Genomic DNA, 19345 nt, shown 5'->3' on the forward strand with positions numbered 1-19345 from the left:
GGCTTGAACCTATTTGTCCCGGGCGGGCCGTTCAAGCGCAGAATTCAATCAGCCACGTGAATTGTCTGATTACGCTGCAGGATACCAGCAAAAAGAAAGGCCGCCGGCACGTTTATGCCGGCGGCCCTTATACGTTTCAGACGCTACGCTCAGGCAGCCTTGGCGCCAAAGCTGCGGCGCTTGTTGCGGCGGAACGGACGCTTTTGCGCCGGGGCGCCGCCATCATTGCTCCAAATCTTCTCACCACGCGCCTCGCGCGGCTTGCTGGCTGCCTGGCCGCGATGCGGCTTCTTGCCGGGTGCACCGCTGCCGCCTTCGCGGCGCGGCGGACGCTGGTCGCTATTAGCAGCACGGGCCGGCAGGCTCGAAAGATCAACCGGCGAATCGGCCATCGGCAAACGCATGCGCGTAACCCGCTCGACGGCCTTCAGCTTGACGCTCTCTTCGGCCGGATCGTAAAGCGTAATCGCCGAACCCGATGCGCCATTACGCCCGGTACGGCCAATGCGGTGAACGTAGCTCTCGGGCTCATCCGGCAGGTCGAAATTGATGACATGGCTGATGCCGACGACGTCAATGCCGCGCGCCGCGATATCCGTCGCAACGAGAATGCGAACGGAACCGTCCTTGAAGCCGTTCAACGCGCGCTGGCGGGCATTCTGCGACTTATTGCCGTGAATGGCGGCAACTTCATAGCCGTCCTTCTCGAGGACGCGCGTTACCGCATCCGCGCCGTGCTTGGTACGGGTGAAGACGATGACCGAAGCCAGCGCCTCGTCCTTCAGCATTGCCGAAAGAACCTGCTTCTTCTGCTTCGTCGGAATGGCGTGTACCACCTGCTTGATCTCGGCCGCGGTCGTGCCCTGCGGCGCGACTTCGACGCGAACCGGGTCGCGCAACAGGCCCTGGGCCAGCGTGGCGACTTCCTGGGGCATCGTTGCCGAGAAAAGCGCGGTCTGGCGATCGCGATGCGTGCCCTTGGCGATGCGCTTAACATCGTTGATGAAACCCATGTCGAGCATGCGGTCGGCTTCATCGAGGACAAGCCAACGCGTCTCCGAAAGATCGATGCAGTTTTCGCGCACGAGATCGGTCAAGCGGCCCGGCGTTGCTATGAGGACGTCGACGCCCGGCTGCATCTTCTTGATCTGGGAGATGCGCGAGACGCCGCCGAGAACAAGCGCTGTCGAAATATGCGCGCCCTTCGAGAGCTTGCGGATCGTTTCTTCGATCTGCACGGCAAGCTCGCGGGTCGGGGCGAGAATGAGGGCGCGGGCAGTCTTGCCCTTGCGCTTGTCGCCAAGACCCATGATCTTCTGCAGGATCGGCAGGCTGAAGGCAGCCGTCTTGCCCGAACCCGTCTGGGCGATGCCGAGAATGTCCTTACCGGACACCTGTGCCGGAATAGCCTTTTCCTGGATGGGTTTCGGCTCTGCCATGCCGGCCGCTTCGATGGCCTTGAGAAGGACCACGTTCAGGCCCATTGCGGCAAAGCCGTTTGTTTCTGGAGTGTTCAATTCAATCTTCTTTCACTGACCGGCGCGAATTTTCGCGGGTCACAAACGCATCGCAGGGCGCAACCTGCATGCACAATTTATGGATGAACGACGAGACGCGGAGGGAAGCACCGCCGGATTGGCGGGCCCAAGCGACTTGCGCAGCCGTGCCCATCGCCTTTTGCGGATGGGACTGAAGACGCCACAAGTCCAAATTCTGGAAGACCGGATCAAACCGGCCCAAGCGCCTGAACCGCATATGGGCCTTATCGCGCGAAAATGCAAATGAATTATTGTGCGGCGCAAAAACAGCGTCTGCGGCGCCGGTTAGCCGGCAAGTGAAAGCGGTTCGGGCTTCTGCCTGTCGTTGAGATTGCGCGCGTAGAGCGCAGCGATAAGGTCGGATTGGGTAACGATGCCCAACACGCGCCCTTCCGCATCGGCGACCGGCAAATGATGGAGGCCGCGATCGGCCATCGCCGGCACGAGTTCCGTGACAAGCGTGTCGGGTCTGACAAACTGAACCGGCGCCGTCATGATGTCCGCAACCACGCGCGGCTGTTTTTGGGCGACACCAAGAATGCTGCCAAACTTGCCGACAATGCCCGGTCTTAGCGCGGTTCGGGACGGCCACGCGGCGCGCTGCATGAAATCCGTTTGCGTCACGATACCGATCAGCCTGCCCTCGCTATTGACGACGGGCAGTGCCTTTATCCGATGCCGGCGCAACTGGGCGAAGGCGCGCCGTACGGACGTCTCGGGCGCGACGCTCACCACGTCGCTTGACATGATCTCTTCACAGCGTATCTCGCCGAAGCGGCGATGATAGGCGTGCATTTGCGCCCGATGCAGGATGGAATCGAGATCGTCCGGGCTCACATCGATCAGTTCGTCGTGCTGGCCTAGCGCAAATCGAAGATCGCCCCGCGTAAATCCAATGCGCTCCGACGGAATTGGATCGGCGGTATCGTGGATATTCTTGGCCGCCGGTGGCGCCAGATGCGGATAGCGCCGGCCCGTCAGATTGTTGTAGGCGATGGCGATAACGAGCAGCAGAAGCGAGTTCAGTCCCACCGGCCAGATGACGAAGCTGTAGCCGAGATCATGGACGACAGGCCCACCCAATACGGCAGTCAGCGCAACCGCTCCGCTTGGCGGATGCAGCGATTTCGTCAGCATCATGACGGCAATCGCCGCGCCTATGGCAGCGGCCGATGCAATGACAGGGTCGGGAATCCAGATCGCGCAGGTCACGCCGATCAGGCAGGCGAGTATGTTGCCGCAGAGGATCGACCAGGGCTGTGCCAGCGGACTGGACGGAACGGCAAAGAGAAGCACCGCCGAGGCGCCCATTGGCGCGATGAGCAAGGGAACGCTGGAGGTCGGGCCGAGGGCGGCCTCGCTGACGATGCCGGTTGCGAGTATTCCGAGGAAAGCGCCGATGCAGGCGCGCAAGCGCTCCATGCCGCTCACGGGGGCAAGCGCAGGCAGGAATCGCTTCAGGTAATCAGCCAGGGCATTCATCGAGGGTGCAGCATCCAGCATCACGGGAGTGCGTCAGGCGATAACCGGTCGATGCGGCCCTGGCAAAGGATAAGTTTGCGCGTGGGCACACAGGAAATAGAAAATCTGTCCAACCTATCGCGCAAAGCGCTTGGCACCGACAACGCAGGCGATCACACCAACCGTAGCCAGGATCATCGGCCAGCCGACATGCTCGCCGAGCAGGGTTGCCGCAAGGACGAGGCCGAAAAAGGGCTGCAGCAGTTGCAGTTGCCCGACTGCGGCAATGCCACCCTGCGCAAGTCCGCGATACCAGAAGATGAAGCCGATCAGCATCGAGAAGAGAGAGACATAAAATAGACCGAACCAGGCAGGCCCGCTTATGCCCTGCCACTCGCCGGGCATGACGTATAGCGTCAGCGGCAACATGACTGGCAGCGAGATGACAAGCGCCCAGCATATAACCTGCCAGCCGCCAAGGCGGCGCGACAGCTTTGCTCCTTCGGCATAGCCTAGACCGCACACGACGATTGCTGTGAACATCAAAAGATCGCCAACGAGCGATGCCCTGACGTTCTGAGTGAGAGCAAAACCGACGACGAGCAGGCTGCCGAGGCAGGAAAACAACCAGAATAGCGGGCGTACCCGCTCGCCGCCGCGCCAGACTGCGAAGATGGCGGTTGCGAGCGGCAGAAGGCCGACAAAAACGATCGAATGCGCGGACGTGACATGACGGAGCGCCAGCGCGGTCAACAGTGGAAAGCCGACGACGACGCCAAGCGCGGTCACGACAAGCGAAATGAGATCGGCCTTGTCAGGACGCTTTTCGCGAAAGGCAAGAAGCAGCGCCAAGCCCAGGAGTGCCGCGATAGTCGCCCGGGCCCCCGTCAAAAAGATCGGATCGAACCCTGATACGGCCGCGCGGGTCGCCGGCAGCGATCCGCTGAAGATAAGTACGCCCATGAAGCCGTTGACCCAGCCGCTCGCCATCTTGTCCATATTGATTCCCACTGCCTGCATTTGTGTCGCTTTCTGACGTCGGAAGGATGGATTTTCCAGAGACGGTCCGGTACAATTTCGTCAAACTGTAATGGATACAAGTGCAGTACAGATGGACTTAAGCACGCATATTGCACGCCTGCGGGGCACGCTGGTCGAACAGGTGATGGACGAGATCCGTCAGCGGGTGACGCGGCGCACGCTCGCACCGGGAGCCAAGCTGCCATCGATTCGCAGCCTTGCAGCCACAATGGGTGTATCAAAATCGACAGTTGTCGAGGCCTATGACCGGCTCACCGCGGAAGGCGCCATCCAGTCGCGGAGAGGCTCGGGCTTCTACGTGGCCGGCCATCTGCCGCCCCTCAGCCTGACAGAAATTGGCCCGCGCCTCGACCGCGCCATCGACCCGCTATGGGTGTCGCGCCTGTCGCTTGAGGCTGGCGAGGACGTGGCAAAGCCCGGCTGCGGCTGGCTTCCCGCCGAATGGATGCCCGAGGAGGGCATTCGCCGGGCCTTGCGGACATTGGCGCGGGGCGAGACTTCGGCCCTTACCGATTACGCCTCACCTCTCGGGCTGCATCCCCTGCGGCAACTGCTTTCGCGCCGCATGGCCGATCATGGCATCGAGGCCGCATCGGACCAGATCATGCTGACAGAGTCGGGTACGCAGGCGATCGATTTGATTTGCCGGTTTCTCATCGAACCCGGCGATGCCGTTATCGTGGACGATCCCTGCTACTTCAACTTTCACGCCCTGCTCAAAGCGCACCGCGCCAGGATCATAGGCGTGCCCTTTACGCCGTCGGGTCCCGATCTTGAACGCTTTGCCGCTGCGCTCGAGGCGAACCGGCCGCGCCTCTACATCACCAACGCGGCATTGCACAATCCTACCGGAGCGACCCTCTCGCCAGTCGTAGCCCACCGCCTGCTGAAGCTGGCCGAGCAGTATGGCTTGACCATAGTCGAGGATGATATCTTTGCTGATTTCGAGCAGGAGTCCGCTCCCCGTCTTGCCGCATTCGACGGTCTCGAACGGGTGATCCACATCGGCAGCTTCTCGAAGTCGCTTTCCGCATCGGTGCGCTGCGGTTTCGTCGCGGCCCGCCGTGATTGGATCGAGGCCCTGGTGGACCTGCGTGTCGCGACCTCCTTCGGCGCTGGCCGCATTTCTGCGGAACTGGTCTACCTGATGCTCAAGGATGGCGGCTATCGCAAGCACATCGATGGGTTGCGCACGCGCCTGGCGCGCAGCATGGGTGAAACCCTGTCCCGGTTGAAATCCATGGGCGTTACCCCGTGGATCGAACCGCGCGGCGGCATGTTTGTGTGGTGCAAGCTGCCGCAAGGTGCGGATGCGGCGGCAGTCGCACAGTACGGGCTCACCGAAGGCGTGATCTTTGCACCCGGGCAGGTGTTCAGTCCCTCGCCTGGCGCAAATGCCTACATGCGCTTCAATGTTGCGCAATGTTCCGACCCACGCATTTTCCGGACACTGGAGGACGCGCTCGCTCGGGCTCAGATGGCGCCTGCCATCTCCTGAAGCGTCAGAACCGTGCGCCAATTGCGCGCCGTCAGCGGCACTTTCAAAACCTTGTCGAGCGCTTCGGCCAGCTTCGAGGTGCCGAAGCCGTCGGGCGTATAGAGATAGAGCACGCGATTACTGACGGTGAAGCTCTCGGAACCACGTGCCCTCGTCTCAAGCTCTGTAAGGGCAGCGTCAGTCGGTTCGCTATCGAGGATCACGGCATGCAGTGATTTCGGGTTTTCCTTGGCCTGCGGATAGGGATTCTTCGCGACCATGCAATTCCATTCGTCGATGCTGCGAAGCGAGACGCGAGACTCAAAGCCAAACGTCTTTGGAAAGAGATCGGCAATGATCTTTTCGACACGCGCTGCCGTCTGGCTCGATTTAAAGACGACATTGCCACTCTGAATATACGTCGTCACGTCCGCCAGACCCTCCGCCTCCAGCGCGCTGCGCAACGTCTCCATTTTGACAAGCTTGTTGCCCCCGACATTGATCCCGCGAAACAGCGCGACATGGACCGTCATTGCGTTTCCCCCTCCAGCCGCTCAGCCAGATCCCCCAATTTCAGCACTGTATTCCAATTGCGCGCCGTCGCGGCAACCTTCAGCGTCGATTCAATTTTGCCATGCAGTTTCGACTGCGATGCCCCCTGCGGCGGATAGTAGTAAAGGACCTTGCCCAGAATTTTGAATTGTTCCGGCAACCCCGCCGCCTTCCGCTCAAGGGCCTGGACCGCCTCCTTTTCAGGCTCCTTCTCCAGAATGAACGCGTGGAGTTTGTTGCCCTCGGCCGCGTGCTGCGGGAACGGATTGCCGGCAATGAGGCTCGACCATTCCTGCCGGTCGAGGATCATGATTGCCTTGGAGAACGCAAAGTTTTCCAGTGCGATAGAAGCTACTCTTTGCAAGATGGTTTGCCGCTGAAGCTCCGACACCAAAACGACATTGCCGGTATTGATATAGGTGGCGACCTTGCCGAAGCCGTCAGCGACCAGAGCGTCCTTCAGCGGCTTGACGGGCAAGAGGGTTGCCCCGCCCACGCCACGGAACAGGATGATATAGGTCGTCATCAGATGATCAGTCCGGCAATCGCCTCATTGTCGGTAATATCCTGATAGGCCCAGCCCGCCTCATCGAAGCGTTTGAACAGAATGTCGAAATTGACCTTGTTCTTGGTCTCGATGCCAATCAGGACCGAGCCGAAATTTCGCGCCGATTTCTTCAAATATTCGAAGCGCGCGACGTCATCCTCGGGCCCGCGAAGATCGAGAAAGGAGCGCAATGCGCCGGGGCGCTGCGGAAAGCGGAAGATGAAATACTTCTTCAGACCCTCATAGCGCAGCGATCGCTCCTTCAGTTCCGGAAGTCGCTCGAAGTCGAAATTGCTGCCGGAAACGACGAGGATAATCCGCTTGCCCTTGAGTTCGCTCTTCTTGAAGTCCTTGAGCGAGTCTATGGCGAGCGCACCGGCCGGCTCCAGTACGATGCCTTCGATGTTGAGCATTTCGAGGATCGTCGAACTCAGGCGGTTCTCCGGAATCAAAGTCACAGCGTCCGCTGTGAAGCCTTTGAGAATCTTGAAATTTTCGCGCCCGATCTCGGCCACTGCAGCGCCGTCGACAAAATTGTCGACGGTGTCGAGCTTGACGCGCTTGCCTGCCTCGAGACTCCGCTTGAGGCTCGGCGCGCCAGCCGGCTCAACGAAGCGAAAGCGTGTTTCCCAGCCGAGTTCGCCGAGATAGCGGGTAACGCCGCCAGATAAGCCACCCCCGCCGACGGGGAGGATCATCAAATCCGGTAAACGCTTGTCCGGTAGCTGATGGGCAATCTCGAACGCGACCGTCGCCTGTCCGGTGATGATGTCGTTGTGGTCGAATGGCGGCACCATGACGGCACCCGTTTCGGCGGCATAATCCTGCGCGGCGACATAGCATTGGTCGAATATATCGCCGACAAGACGTATCTCGATAAACTCGCCGCCGAAGGTACGCGTCTTGTCGATCTTCTGCTGCGGTGTCGTCACCGGCATGAACACGACGCCCTTCTTGCCGAAATTCCGGCAGATGAAAGCGAAACCCTGCGCATGATTGCCCGCCGAGGCGCAGACAAAGCTGGTGTCTTCGCCTTTGTGCTCGTTCAGGTAATGCGCGATGAAATTGAACGCGCCCCTGATCTTATAGGAGCGAACCGGCGACAGGTCTTCGCGCTTAAGCCAGATCTGCGCACCATACTTATGGGACAAATAGTGATTGAGTTGCAGCGGCGTTTCTGGAAAAAGGGCGCGCATTTTTTCTGCCGCGCGCTCCACGGCCTTGATGAATGCAGTCATAGGAACAGGTCAACCTTCTCGAATGTCCTGACGTCGATAATGCCGACATCGGAAATGCGCAATTCCGGTATCACGACGAGAGCGAGCAAGGAATGCTGCATATAGGCGTTGTTGAGGCTGCAGCCCATGGCGCGCATGGCCTTGACCAGTTTGTCCGCCTGCTCGGCAACGACCTCGGCCCGCTGATCAGACATCAGGCCGGCAATCGGCATCCGAACCAGCGCCAGTTCGCGGCCCTTCGAGAATAGCACCACGCCGCCGCCGACCTGGCCGAGCCGATTGGCAGCCTTGGCCATGTCTTCCTTGTTTGTGCCGACGACGATCATGTGGTGGCTGTCATGTGCGACCGTGGATGCCATGGCGCAATCGAGCGTATAGCCGAAGCCCGAAACGAAACCGTTGACCACTGCGCCGGTACCGCGATGCCGCTCGACCAGCGCGATCTGGCAGACATCGTTGCGCCGGTCCATCTGCACGATATCATCGGAGACGGTAAGATCGGCTTCAAGCGCGCGTGTCGGCGCCTGGTTCTCGATGACCCCGATTACCCGGGCCGTGACATGCTTTGCGGGCTTCGGCGCCTTGATGTCAAAGTCTTTCGCCGTAAGCTTCTTGCCGAGCTTGATCGTGTTCTTTGCGAACGCCGGATAGTTGTATGGCGGGATCTCGGCGAGGAGCTTGCCCTTTTCGGCCACATGCCTGCCGCGCGCATAGACGCGGTCGATCGTCAGATTGGCAAGGTCCGAAACGATGAGGAAATCCGCAAGGCGTCCCGGGGTGATTGAGCCAATCTCGCGCTCAAGGCGGAAATGCTGGGCGGTGTTCAACGTTGCCATCTGAATCGCAGTCACTGGCTTCAGGCCCTGCGCGATCGCATGGCGGACGACGCGGTCCATATGACCTTCATGCACCAGCGTTCCCGAATGGCTGTCATCGGTGCAAAGAATGAAATTGCGCGGATCGAGCCCCTGCTCGGTCACTGCCTTGATCTGGCTGGCAACGTCATACCAGGCAGAGCCCAGCCGCAGCATGGCGCGCATGCCCTGGCGGACGCGCGCAATTGCATCGTCCATGCGCGTTCCTTCATGGTCGTCCTCCGGGCCGCCTGCGACATAGCCGTGGAAAGCCCGTCCAAGCTCGGGCGAGGCGAAATGGCCGCCCACTGTCTTGCCGGCGTTCATGGTCGCATCAATGCCGCCGCGCATCGTGGCATTGTTGCTGGCGACGCCCGGAAAATTCATCACCTCGCCGAGACCGATGATATTCGGCCAGGTCATGGCTTCTTCGATATCGTGCGGACTGATGGCGGCGCCGGCATTTTCGAGGCCCGGGGCTGACGGAACGCAGCTCGGCATCTGCACGTGGACGTTGATGGGCATGGCGAGCGCTTCGTCATGCATGAGGCGCACGCCTTCGAGCCCAAGCACATTGGCAATCTCGTGCGGATCGATGAACATCGAGGTCGTGCCATGCGGTATGACGGCGCGGGTGAATTCGGTCACCGTCACCATGCCGCTTTCGACGTGCATGTGCGCATCGCAGAGGCCCGGGACAAGGTAGCGGCCGCCCGCATCCACCACCTTGGTCTTCGGTCCGATACAGTGCTCGACACCGTGCCCGACAAAGGCGAACCGGCCCGCCGCGACGGCTATATCCATCCCTGCAATGATTTCACCGGAATAAACGCTGACGAGGCGACCATTGCGCACCACGAGATCGGCATGTTTGCGGCCCATCGCGACATCGACCAGCAAGGATGCTGATTCCGTCCAGGACTTGGGCTTTCCGCCATGATTTGCTTGCTTGACCATTAAACTGCCTCTGATGCTTGGTGGTGCGAACAAACCTATACTAAAGCCTAAGGCATAGTGGGTTTGTTCACAGTCGCTCTGTCAAAAATATTCACGAACCCCATGAATTGCTTGACATACCGGCCGTGGTTTCGTCCGATAGACTGGATGCTACGCGCCGAAAGCGTCGCTGCCAATATCGGTAGGAGAAAGATATTGGCAAGCTTCGGCGCCATGGTTCGTTTCGAGTAATTTCAAGAATCGTCTGGGAGGAACAAAGATGCACAAACTCATCTCTTCGCTGGCTGCCACGGCTGCCTTCGCCCTTATCGCCGGGGGCGCCAATGCCGCTGGTTATCCCGAGCGCAGTATAACCATGGTCGTGCCCTTTGCCGCAGGCGGACCCACCGATACCGTTACGCGCCTCGTAGCCGAATCGATGTCGAAGGATCTCGGCCAGCAGATCGTCGTTGAGAACGTAGGCGGCGCCGGCGGCACGCTGGGCGCCTCGCAGGTCGCCAAGGCTGATCCGGACGGCTACACCCTCCTCCTGCACCACATCGGCATGGCAACGAGTGCCACGCTTTACCGCAAGCTTCCCTACGACACGCTGAACGCCTTCGAATATGTCGGCCTCGTCACCGACGTGCCGATGACCATTGTCGCCAAGAAGGATTTCGAGCCAGCGGACATGAAGGGCCTCGTCGAATACGTGAAGGCCAACGCTGACAAGATTACCCTCGCCAATGCGGGCATCGGAGCAGCTTCGCATCTGTGCGGCATGCTGTTGATGAGCGAGATTAAGACGTCGCTGGTGACGGTGCCTTACAAGGGAACCGGGCCTGCCATGACCGACCTTCTCGGCGGCCAGGTCGATTTGATGTGCGACCAGACCACGAACACGACCAAGCAGATCAAGGGCGCGACGGTCAAGGCCTATGCCGTGACCTCGGCCAAGCGCCTTGATGCCCTCCCCGATCTGCCGACGGTTGCGGAAGCTGGCCTGCCGGGCTTGCAGGTCGGCATCTGGCACGGCATCTACGCGCCGAAGGGAACGCCGGCGGATGTCACCGCGAAGCTCTCAGCATCGCTGCAGAAGGCGCTGAAAGACCCGAATGTCGTCGCTCGCTTTGCCGAACTCGGCACCGTACCGGTCACCGACGCCGAGGCGACGCCTGACGGGCTCAAGTCGAAGCTTGAAAGCGAAGTTTCCCGCTGGAAGCCGATCATCGAGGCCGCGGGCCAGTACGCCGACTAGAACTATTCGCCGGTTCAGGTCCTCATGGGCCTGAGCCGGCCCATTACAAAGAATTTATTGGTACGGGGGACATATGAAATCCTTAAGTTTCAGTATGCGCGACCTGATATGCGGCCTGTTTTTCATCGCAGTCGGTCTCTTCTTCGCAATTCAGGCCTATGGCCTCGATATCGGAACGGCCTTCAAGATGGGTCCGGGCTATTTCCCTCTGGTCCTCGCTGGCCTGCTCGTCATTTTCGGGATCATCGTGATCATCCAGGGCACGCAGGTCGAGCATGAGCCGATGGGTCCGATCGCCTGGCGCGGCATGCTTTTCATCCTGCCAGCTCCCATTCTTTTCGGACTCACGGTGCGCGGACTTGGCTTTGTGCCTTCCCTGTTCTTGTCCGGCCTGCTCGCCGCCTTCGCCAGCTCGAAGATGCGGCCTGGAACCGCCCTTCTCCTCGTCAGCGGGCTGACACTTTTTTCGGTAATCGTTTTCAGCTACGCGCTTGGCCTGCCGTTCCGGCGGTTCGGCCCCTGGCTCGGACAGTGAGGCCAAGATGGAACTGATCGACAATCTCACGCTTGGCTTCGTCACCGCGGGACACCCGTGGAACCTGTTGTTCTGTCTGATCGGCGTTATTCTCGGCACGCTGATCGGCGTATTGCCGGGCATCGGCGCGACCGCGACGATCGCCATGCTTCTGCCGCTCACATTCCAACTCGAGCCGGTCTCCTCCCTGATCATGCTCGCCGGCATCTATTACGGCGCGCAGTATGGCGGCTCGACGACGGCAATCCTGATCAACATGCCGGGGGAATCGTCCTCGGCAGTCACCGCCATCGACGGCTACCAGATGGCGCGCAAGGGCCGCGCCGGCGCAGCGCTCGCTATCGCCGCCATTGGCTCGTTCTTCGCCGGTACCGTTTCGACGATCCTTGTCGCCGTCTTTGCGCCGCCGCTCACCGCCGTGGCACTGCAATTCGGTTCAGCCGAATATTTCTCGCTGATGATCGTCGGCCTCGTCTCGTCCATCGCGCTTGCCCATGGCTCGGTCATCAAGGCGCTTGGAATGGTCGTTCTCGGGCTTCTGCTTGGGCTTGTCGGCACCGATATTTATACGGGTACGCCGAGGTTCAACCTCGGGATCCTTGAACTCTCCGATGGCCTCAATTTCGTCGCCCTTGCCGTCGGCGTCTTCGGTATCGCCGAGATTCTGCGCAATCTCGAAAACGAGCATGAGCGCGACGTCATGATCAAGAAAGTGACCAATCTCTGGCCGACGCGCGAGGACTGGAAGGCGATGACTGCGCCGATCCTGCGCGGCACGGCCATCGGTTCGGCACTTGGCATCCTGCCCGGGGGCGGCGCAATTCTCGCTTCCTTCGCCTCCTATACGGTGGAAAAGCGTATCTCGAAAACGCCGGAAGAGTTCGGCAAGGGCGCCATCGCTGGCGTTGCGGGACCCGAATCCGCCAATAATGCCGGCGCGCAAACGTCGTTCATTCCCATGCTGACCCTCGGTATTCCTGCCAATCCGGTCATGGCGCTGATGATCGGCGCGATGATCATTCAGGGCATCGTTCCCGGCCCGAATGTCGCCACGGAACAACCAGCGCTGTTCTGGGGCATCATTGCTTCGATGTGGATCGGCAACCTCATGCTGATCCTGCTCAATCTGCCGCTGATCGGTCTTTGGGTGAAGCTGCTGACGATCCCCTATTATATGCTCTTCCCGGCGATCATCGCGTTCTGCTCGATCGGCGTCTACAGCGTCAATTCCAATGTATTCGATCTCTACGCCGTCGCCTTCTTCGGGCTTCTCGGTTACGGGCTTTCGAAACTGCGCTGCGAACCGGCGCCGCTTCTCCTCGGCTTCGTGCTCGGCCCGCTGCTCGAGGAGCACCTCCGGCGCGCCATGATCATGTCGCGCGGCGACCCGACGACATTCGTGACGCGGCCGCTCAGCCTCGGTCTGCTGCTCCTTGCGGCTGCCGTGCTCGTCGTCGTGCTCCTGCCGAGCATCCGCAAGAAGCGCGACGAGGTCTTCGTCGAGGATTGAGAAGCCTAAGGCTTTGCCGGACCTGGAACGAGGACGTAGCTGACGGCCTCGTTCCGATCCGGATAATTCCTGAAGTTGAGCGAAATGTGCCGCACATCCGTGGGCGGTGTGGGCACGCCGGCAGCGCTCATCAAGGCCATGACGCCAGGATTGAGACCCTCGCCGAACCAGACAAAGAGCGCCGGAAACTTGATGCGCGCCGAGGCGTTCGGCATTTCCATGTGCACAGGCGTTAGTGACGTATCATAAAGCCGCAAATTGCCGGGAAATTGCGGGCCGTCGGAAACAACCGACTGATAGCTGCCCTCGGCGCGCGTCGTGGCAAAAAGCTTCGCATAGTCGAGTTCGCCGATATAGGGATCTTCACCATCGCGGGCGTAGAGCATGTTGATGGCGAGGCCCGGAATGACGATGAGGCCGCAGATTGCCCCGACCACGGCAAAGCGCTTCAGGGGAAGATCGGATCTGATGAACCGGTCGAGCAGCACGGCAAGATACAAGGGCGACAGGAAGAGAACCGGCTGCAGCCAGCGATCCTTGACCTCGGCAGCGCCGCTGATCAAGACCCCGACCGCAACGCATGCGAGCGCGAACCAGATGAGCCGCGCAACGAACTTTTCCCCATCGGTCGCGCTGGAGCGCGCTGTCACGCGGTCGCGGCGGCTGCGCCACCAGGCGATGCCGAAGAACGCCAGCGCGACGCCTGAGAAAAGCACGCTGTTGAGGAGCACCTTCCATTCGCCGTGAAGACGGCTGAAGAGAAAATGGCCGCCCGCGTTCATTTCGAACTTGTGCGTCCGCGCGAGCAGGTTTTCGGTATGGGCGAGCGCCCAAAGGCCCGTCGGCGTGACGGCAACCACGAAGGCGAGGACCGCAGCAAGCGTTGGACGCGAAAGCAGCACGGCACGATAGGACGGGATGGAAAGACCAGCCGAAATCAAAGCGATAAGAAAGAAACTTGCATTGAATTTGCCAAGAAGGCCGGCGGCGATGCCGAGCCCGAGCAGTGTTGCCGAATGCCAAGACCGCGACTTCATATGCCAGGCAAATGCGAGGAAAGCCCAGGCGCAACCGGTCGTTCCGCCGACGGAGTGGGTGAGCGTGCGCTGCGATTCCCACGAGATTTGCGGTAGCATGAACATGCCCAGCATGCCTGCGGCGGCGACCATGCGCGATAGCCCGAGAAGCCTTGCGCCAAAATAAACGCTGGCAAAGAGGCTTGCGAGCATGCTGAATTTGACGAGATAGATCGTAAAGAGACTGATGCCCAGAACATCGCCAGCAATGCTGTTGATCCACGTATAGAGCGGGGCTTGCGAGCCGCCATAGCCCCATTGCAAGGCCCCGACATAGGCGAGTTGCTCGGCGTCATCCACCCCTGCGCCATTCGAGATCATTGTCAGGAAAAATATCTGGAAGGCGAAATAGCAAAGCACGAACAGCATCGCTGGATTGCTCGCGGCGAATGACTTGATCCTGGTGGTCGGGGTCTGTGCAGAAATGGCCGGCATCATCTTCTCTTGGCGTTGGAAGTGCCGCTTTTATGCGATGTTGGATACCAAATCCACCCGCCATGCCTCGCCTCACGCAAGCGTGCATGGTGCGGACGGCGGGGATCGAACCCGCATGACCTATGGCCGAGGGATTTTAAGTCCCTTGCGTCTACCAGTTTCGCCACGTCCGCGCGCTTTGCTTTTCGACGGTTCAGGCGATTCAGTCAATCGTTGATTTGCCGTCGCCGGCCTTGCACGGGAAGAGCAACGACGTCCATCGGAAATGGCTTGCCGCCGGACCCGCCTGCAATTACCGTCGCCGTCCGATAGGAGAATCTGATGCCGAACGAAGTCGTGACCGCTGCCATGCTTGCCATCGGGGATGAATTGCTCTCCGGCCGGACAAAGGACAAGAATATCGGCCATCTCGCCGATATCCTGACAGCGGTCGGCATTGACCTTGAGGAGGTGCGCATCGTTCCAGACGAGCAAGACCGCATCGTCGAGGCGCTGAATGCGCTGCGTGCCCGCTATGACTACGTCTTCACCTCCGGCGGCATCGGTCCAACGCATGACGACATCACCGCCGACGCTATCGCCAAGGCATTCGATGTGCCGTGCGAACATGATGCCAGGGCCATGAAGATCATGGGCGACAATTATGCGGCGCGCGGCATCGAGTTTACCGAAAGCCGCCAGCGCATGGCCCGCATGCCGCGCGGATCGGAGCATATCGCCAATCCGGTTTCAACGGCCCCAGGCTTTCATATCGGCAATGTCTATGTGATGGCCGGCGTTCCATCGGTTTTCCAGGCCATGCTCGACAACGTCTTGCCGACTTTGCGTGTCGGCCAGCAGTTGCTGTCGCGCTCGGTGAATTGCCCGTTTGGCGAAGGAACGATCGCCACTGCCCTGCGTGATATCCAGGCCGCCCATCCCGATACGATCATCGGATCCTATCCGAAATATGAAAATGACAGGTTCTCGACCGAACTCGTCATCCGGGCTCGCGATAAGGAAAAACTCATCGCCGCGGAAACCGCAGTCAGGAATATGGTCGAGGGCTTGTCGGCGTCGCAGCTTGGACGCTGATACACATCGAATTGACGCCAGCTTACGGAAAACGCAAAGAAATTCTTGTGTTTAAGGGGTATAATACTGTCAGATGCGCCGAGCGGCGCAAGATATGATGGAGACCACTATGGCATTTCGCACGATCATCGCATTCATTCGCAGCGAACGTGAAGCAAAGAGAGTGATCGATGCCGCAAGACTGATTGCTTCGTCGAGCGAGCGAACCCACATTATTGGTCTCTATACGATCCCTTCGCCGATCGTTTACGCCGATCCTACCGGCTTTGCCGATACGACGCTGTTTGAAGCGCATGAGCAGCGACACAAGGAAAATTCCGAGGCGATCACCAAGCTTTTCAATGCCGAAATGGGGCGCGGCAAGATCAGCCATGAATTTCGCATCGTGCGCTCGGAAAGCAGCAGTCCTTCCGCCGGCGTCACGCAAAGTGCATTGCGCGCCGATATCATCATTGCCGGCCAGCCAGACCCGAACGATCCCGACAGCGTCAACGACGTCACCGATCCGCTTGTGATGGAAAGCGGCCGGCCGGTGCTCTTCGTTCCCTACAAGGTCAGCATCCCGGAACGGATCGACCATGTGGTGCTTGCCTTCAATGGCAAGCGCGAGGCGTCACGCGCCGCGTTCGACGCGCTTCCCCTGCTTCTCAAGGCGCACTCCGTCGATATCCTGTGGATCGATCCCAAGAAGCCGCTCGATCCCAGCCTCGAAATCCCGGGCACGCCGCTTTCCGATGCGTTGCGGCGCCACGGCGTCAACGTCACGCCCCACATCGTCGATTCCCATGGCGAGGCCACCGACAAGGTGTTGCGTCGCCGCATTGCCGAGACCAATGCATCGCTGTTCGTCATGGGTGCCTATAGCCAGTCGCGCCTTAAGGAATGGGTGTTCGGTGGCGTGACCAGTTCGATCATGGCGGACATGCCCTGCCTGACGCTGATGTCGCGCTAGCGCCCGCAATACACATATTTCGAGGACTCGCGATGGGCCAACATCGCATGCCGCTTGCCATCGGCCGGCATTTGCCGCTATTGCGAAATGCATTCCGAGCGGATTTCCGCTATTTTATCGATCCAGCCTTATTGGAGTGCGCGCCATGTCCCTGCCCGACAAAGCTTTTCCGGTCTCCTGGGACCAGTTTCATCGCGACGCGCGCGCCCTCGCCTGGCGCGTTGCCGGGATGCAGCGCGAATGGCGCGCCATGGTGGCGATCACGCGCGGCGGGCTTGTTCCAGCAGCGATCATCTGCCGCGAACTGGGCATAAGGATGATCGAGACAGTCTGCATCGCCTCCTACCATGATTATGACGAGCAGGGCGATCTCAAGGTGCTGAAGGATGTCGATGCGCGGCTCCTCGAAAACGAGGGCGAAGGCATCCTCGTTGTCGACGACCTCACCGACACCGGCAAGACGGCGGCTATCGTCCGCGCAATGATGCCGAAGGCGCATTTCGCCACTGTCTATGCCAAGCCCAAGGGCCGCCCGCTCATCGATACGTTCGTTACGGAAGTCTCGCAGGATACCTGGATCTATTTCCCCTGGGACATGGGCCTGACATATCAGGAACCGATAACCAAGGGACACCGTGGCTGATGGCTAGAGCCAGCCGCTCTTGCGGAACCGCCAGAAGAGAATCAGGCACACGCACAGCATCAGTGCCATGATCCAGTAATAGCCGTTGGGCGAGTCGAGTTCGGGCATGTATTTGAAGTTCATGCCGTAGATCCCGGCAATTGCCGTCGGCACTGCGAGGATTGCCGCCCAAGCGGCAAGCCGCTTGGAAATAATCGTCTCCTGGCTTTGGCCGACCAGCAGGCTCGCCTCGAAGGCGAAGGCGAGAACCTCGCGCAAACCGTCGATTTTCTCCTGCACCGTGCGCACATGGTCTGTCACATCGCGAAACAGGGGCTGCATCGCAGTCTGTATCTGCGGCAGGTCCGTATTGCTGAGCCGCCCGCATACATCGACCAGCGGACCAATGGCGTTGCGCAGGCGCAAAAGATCGCGCCGAAGCATGTAGAGCCGCTCGAGATCGCTGCTTGTCATAGGCTTGGTCAGGACGCGGTCTTCGATCGACTCAACCTCGTCATGGATCGACTCGAGCACCGGCATGTAATTGTCCACGATGAAATCGAGAATGGCGTAGAGGATGAAGTCTTCGCCCTTGGCCAGGGCATAGGGCGATGTTTCCCAATGTTGGCGGACGGCCGTATAGGATGTTGAAGGTCCGTGACGGACGCTGACGAGATAACCCTTGCCGACAAAGACATGGGTCTCGCCGAAAGCCACCCGGTTGTCGATGAGTTGTGCTGTGCGCGCCACCACGAAAATCGCATCGCCATATTGCTCGAGCTTCGGCCGCTGGTGCGCGTGCTCCGCATCCTCGATCGCAAGGCTATGCAGGCCAAACTGGTTCTGTACCCGGTGCAGGAGTTCGCCGTCGGGCTCGAGCAGCCCGATCCAAACCACGTGTCCGTCTTTCTTGGACCAGTTGCCCGCCTCATCGATCGGAATATCGGCAATACGCTTGCCGTTGGCGTAAACACACGAGGCAATGACGCTCGAACGGCCGGTGTCCGCGGTCGAAGTGTGCGAATGAGGTAAATCGTCATCGAAAGACGAATGTTGGGAAACCATTGCACCTCCGATCGCGTTGAACGACAGATTATCGCGTGTAGCGATCCCTTTCCAGTTATCACTTGGTCGTGTGGTTGGTTTGCCCTGCAATTAAGAATGATGGATCGTGAGATTTTTGCACTGCTGTTCAAAAAATCGTCACAAGTGGCGTATAAGCAACCTGTAGTTGGGCCGAAACCCTTGTGAATTCGGAGAATCGGTCCACATTAGTAGAAAATAGTAAGACTAAAGTACGAGCGGACCATTGAACGTAACCTACTTGGATGAGATCGTGACCGACAAGCGAATTGAATTGCCAAACGGCAAAATTCGCCAGGTGGCGGCGCTTGTCTATCGTACGAAGAAGAGCAAGACCGAAATCTTGCTGGTTACGAGCCGGGGTACCGGCCGTTGGGTGTTGCCCAAGGGCTGGCCGCAGGTACGCAAGACTTTCGCTCAGTCCGCACGCACCGAAGCCTACGAAGAAGCGGGCGCACGCGGCGATGTCGCGCCCTTCTCCATCGGCACCTACACCTACAAAAAGAGCGACATGTGCGACGGCGAGAATGGCGACTTCATTGTCGACGTTTTTCCGATGCATTTTTCCCGGCAGGAAAAGAACTGGCCGGAACGCGGTCAGCGCCGCATCGAATGGATGAGCGTGGCCGCAGCAGCAGAATGCGTCGACGAGCCGGAATTGCGCGAGCTCATCGCCAGCTTCGATCCTGCAATCCTGGACCTTCACTAGTTTCAAGCTCGCTGATTTCCGCTGACTTAAAGATCGTCGTCGTTTTCGCGACGCCTATCCACAGGCGTTTTTTCCGCAAGGTTCTCCCCGTTATCCACATATGTGACACACAAGATATTGCGGTCACAAATATGTAAAAAACTATGCCTTGACGCTCACGCCCGAGTCATTTTTTATGATCGACGGCGTTGCGTTCGTGGCGTGGCCGGCGTGTCTGTTACCGGTCTTCTTACCAGTTTATGCAGGTTTTTCCGCAGCTTGGCCTGTTGTGCCAAGGCATCGGCGAAGCTATGCCCGGACGGACAACTTCTTTGCATCTGCTGGCAGATATTTCTTGGGTAAACGGCAATTTAACACTATATTTAGTGTTTACAGGGTAGAGTGAATACCAGATAGTGTGAACACATCATAAAAGATGAATCACACGACAGGCGTCAAAAAATGGGC

17 protein-coding genes and 1 tRNA gene are annotated in these 19345 nt (G+C 59.4%); 8 read left to right on the top strand and 10 right to left on the bottom strand.

The annotated features are described in order from the left end of the window. Nucleotides 1-149 precede the first annotated feature (149 nt). The 3 genes from AC1DNI_RS17750 to AC1DNI_RS17760 form a co-directional block, all read right to left on the bottom strand. Complete coding sequence (locus tag AC1DNI_RS17750) at nt 150-1484, bottom strand: DEAD/DEAH box helicase (RefSeq protein WP_477692892.1); 1335 nt, start codon at nt 1482-1484, stop codon at nt 150-152. 339 nt (nt 1485-1823) lie between these two features. Beyond that, nucleotides 1824-3041 (bottom strand): HPP family protein, encoded by a 1218-nt coding sequence (locus tag AC1DNI_RS17755; RefSeq protein WP_477692792.1) that lies wholly within the window; start codon nt 3039-3041, stop codon nt 1824-1826. 93 nt (nt 3042-3134) lie between these two features. Further along, nucleotides 3135-3998 (bottom strand): DMT family transporter, encoded by an 864-nt coding sequence (locus AC1DNI_RS17760; RefSeq protein ID WP_477692793.1) that lies wholly within the window; start codon nt 3996-3998, stop codon nt 3135-3137. A 112-nt stretch (nt 3999-4110) separates the two neighbouring features. On the opposite strand from AC1DNI_RS17760, the gene AC1DNI_RS17765 reads away from it, so the two are divergent. Beyond that, nucleotides 4111-5538 (top strand): aminotransferase-like domain-containing protein, encoded by a 1428-nt coding sequence (locus AC1DNI_RS17765; RefSeq protein WP_477692794.1) that lies wholly within the window; start codon nt 4111-4113, stop codon nt 5536-5538. On the opposite strand, the gene AC1DNI_RS17770 is transcribed toward AC1DNI_RS17765, so the two are convergent. The 4 genes from AC1DNI_RS17770 to ade are packed head-to-tail and all read right to left on the bottom strand — an operon-like array spanning nt 5514 to nt 9665. Then, nucleotides 5514-6050: a DUF1697 domain-containing protein gene (locus AC1DNI_RS17770; protein WP_477692795.1), complete on the bottom strand. Its 537-nt coding sequence runs from the start codon at nt 6048-6050 to the stop codon at nt 5514-5516. The two genes, AC1DNI_RS17765 and AC1DNI_RS17770, sit on opposite strands and share 25 nt — an antisense overlap. Then, nucleotides 6047-6595: a DUF1697 domain-containing protein gene (locus AC1DNI_RS17775; protein WP_477692796.1), complete on the bottom strand. Its 549-nt coding sequence runs from the start codon at nt 6593-6595 to the stop codon at nt 6047-6049. The genes AC1DNI_RS17770 and AC1DNI_RS17775 overlap by 4 nt, the downstream gene beginning before the upstream one ends. Then, nucleotides 6595-7854, bottom strand: a complete 1260-nt coding sequence (gene ilvA / locus AC1DNI_RS17780; RefSeq protein ID WP_477692797.1) for a threonine ammonia-lyase IlvA — start codon at nt 7852-7854, stop codon at nt 6595-6597. The genes AC1DNI_RS17775 and ilvA overlap by 1 nt, the downstream gene beginning before the upstream one ends. Then, nucleotides 7851-9665, bottom strand: coding sequence for an adenine deaminase (ade, locus tag AC1DNI_RS17785; RefSeq protein WP_477692798.1), 1815 nt, complete (start codon nt 9663-9665; stop codon nt 7851-7853). Before ade ends, ilvA begins: the two co-directional genes overlap by 4 nt. Before the next feature lie 259 nt (nt 9666-9924). On the opposite strand from ade, the gene AC1DNI_RS17790 reads away from it, so the two are divergent. The 3 genes from AC1DNI_RS17790 (at nt 9925) to AC1DNI_RS17800 (ending at nt 12947) form a co-directional block, all read left to right on the top strand. Continuing rightward, complete coding sequence (locus AC1DNI_RS17790; protein ID WP_091921795.1) at nt 9925-10902, top strand: tripartite tricarboxylate transporter substrate binding protein BugD; 978 nt, start codon at nt 9925-9927, stop codon at nt 10900-10902. Between the two features lie 73 nt (nt 10903-10975). Then, on the top strand, nt 10976-11437 hold the full coding sequence (locus tag AC1DNI_RS17795; protein WP_027231552.1) for a tripartite tricarboxylate transporter TctB family protein: 462 nt from the start codon (nt 10976-10978) through the stop codon (nt 11435-11437). 7 nt (nt 11438-11444) lie between these two features. Further along, nucleotides 11445-12947, top strand: a complete 1503-nt coding sequence (locus AC1DNI_RS17800; protein WP_027231553.1) for a tripartite tricarboxylate transporter permease — start codon at nt 11445-11447, stop codon at nt 12945-12947. A 5-nt stretch (nt 12948-12952) separates the two neighbouring features. Here AC1DNI_RS17800 and AC1DNI_RS17805 read toward each other — a convergent pair whose 3' ends face one another. Then, nucleotides 12953-14458: an ArnT family glycosyltransferase gene (locus AC1DNI_RS17805; RefSeq protein ID WP_477692799.1), complete on the bottom strand. Its 1506-nt coding sequence runs from the start codon at nt 14456-14458 to the stop codon at nt 12953-12955. Nucleotides 14459-14545: 87 nt separating this feature from the next. After that, a tRNA-Leu gene (locus AC1DNI_RS17810) sits at nt 14546-14631 on the bottom strand. Between the two features lie 148 nt (nt 14632-14779). On the opposite strand from AC1DNI_RS17810, the gene AC1DNI_RS17815 reads away from it, so the two are divergent. The 3 genes from AC1DNI_RS17815 (at nt 14780) to gpt (ending at nt 17127) form a co-directional block, all read left to right on the top strand. Next, nucleotides 14780-15532, top strand: a complete 753-nt coding sequence (locus AC1DNI_RS17815) for a competence/damage-inducible protein A (protein WP_091921797.1) — start codon at nt 14780-14782, stop codon at nt 15530-15532. 109 nt (nt 15533-15641) lie between these two features. Next, nucleotides 15642-16484: a universal stress protein gene (locus tag AC1DNI_RS17820; protein ID WP_027231555.1), complete on the top strand. Its 843-nt coding sequence runs from the start codon at nt 15642-15644 to the stop codon at nt 16482-16484. A gap of 145 nt (nt 16485-16629) precedes the next feature. Beyond that, nucleotides 16630-17127, top strand: coding sequence for a xanthine phosphoribosyltransferase (gene gpt, locus AC1DNI_RS17825; RefSeq protein ID WP_477692800.1), 498 nt, complete (start codon nt 16630-16632; stop codon nt 17125-17127). Nucleotides 17128-17130: 3 nt separating this feature from the next. Here gpt and corA read toward each other — a convergent pair whose 3' ends face one another. After that, complete coding sequence (corA, locus tag AC1DNI_RS17830; protein ID WP_091945747.1) at nt 17131-18171, bottom strand: magnesium/cobalt transporter CorA; 1041 nt, start codon at nt 18169-18171, stop codon at nt 17131-17133. A gap of 271 nt (nt 18172-18442) precedes the next feature. Here corA and AC1DNI_RS17835 point away from each other — a divergent pair, with 271 nt between their 5' ends. Beyond that, complete coding sequence (locus AC1DNI_RS17835) at nt 18443-18898, top strand: NUDIX hydrolase (protein WP_477692801.1); 456 nt, start codon at nt 18443-18445, stop codon at nt 18896-18898. Nucleotides 18899-19345 lie beyond the last annotated feature (447 nt).

Source organism: Phyllobacterium sp. 01N428 (genome assembly GCF_056399405.1).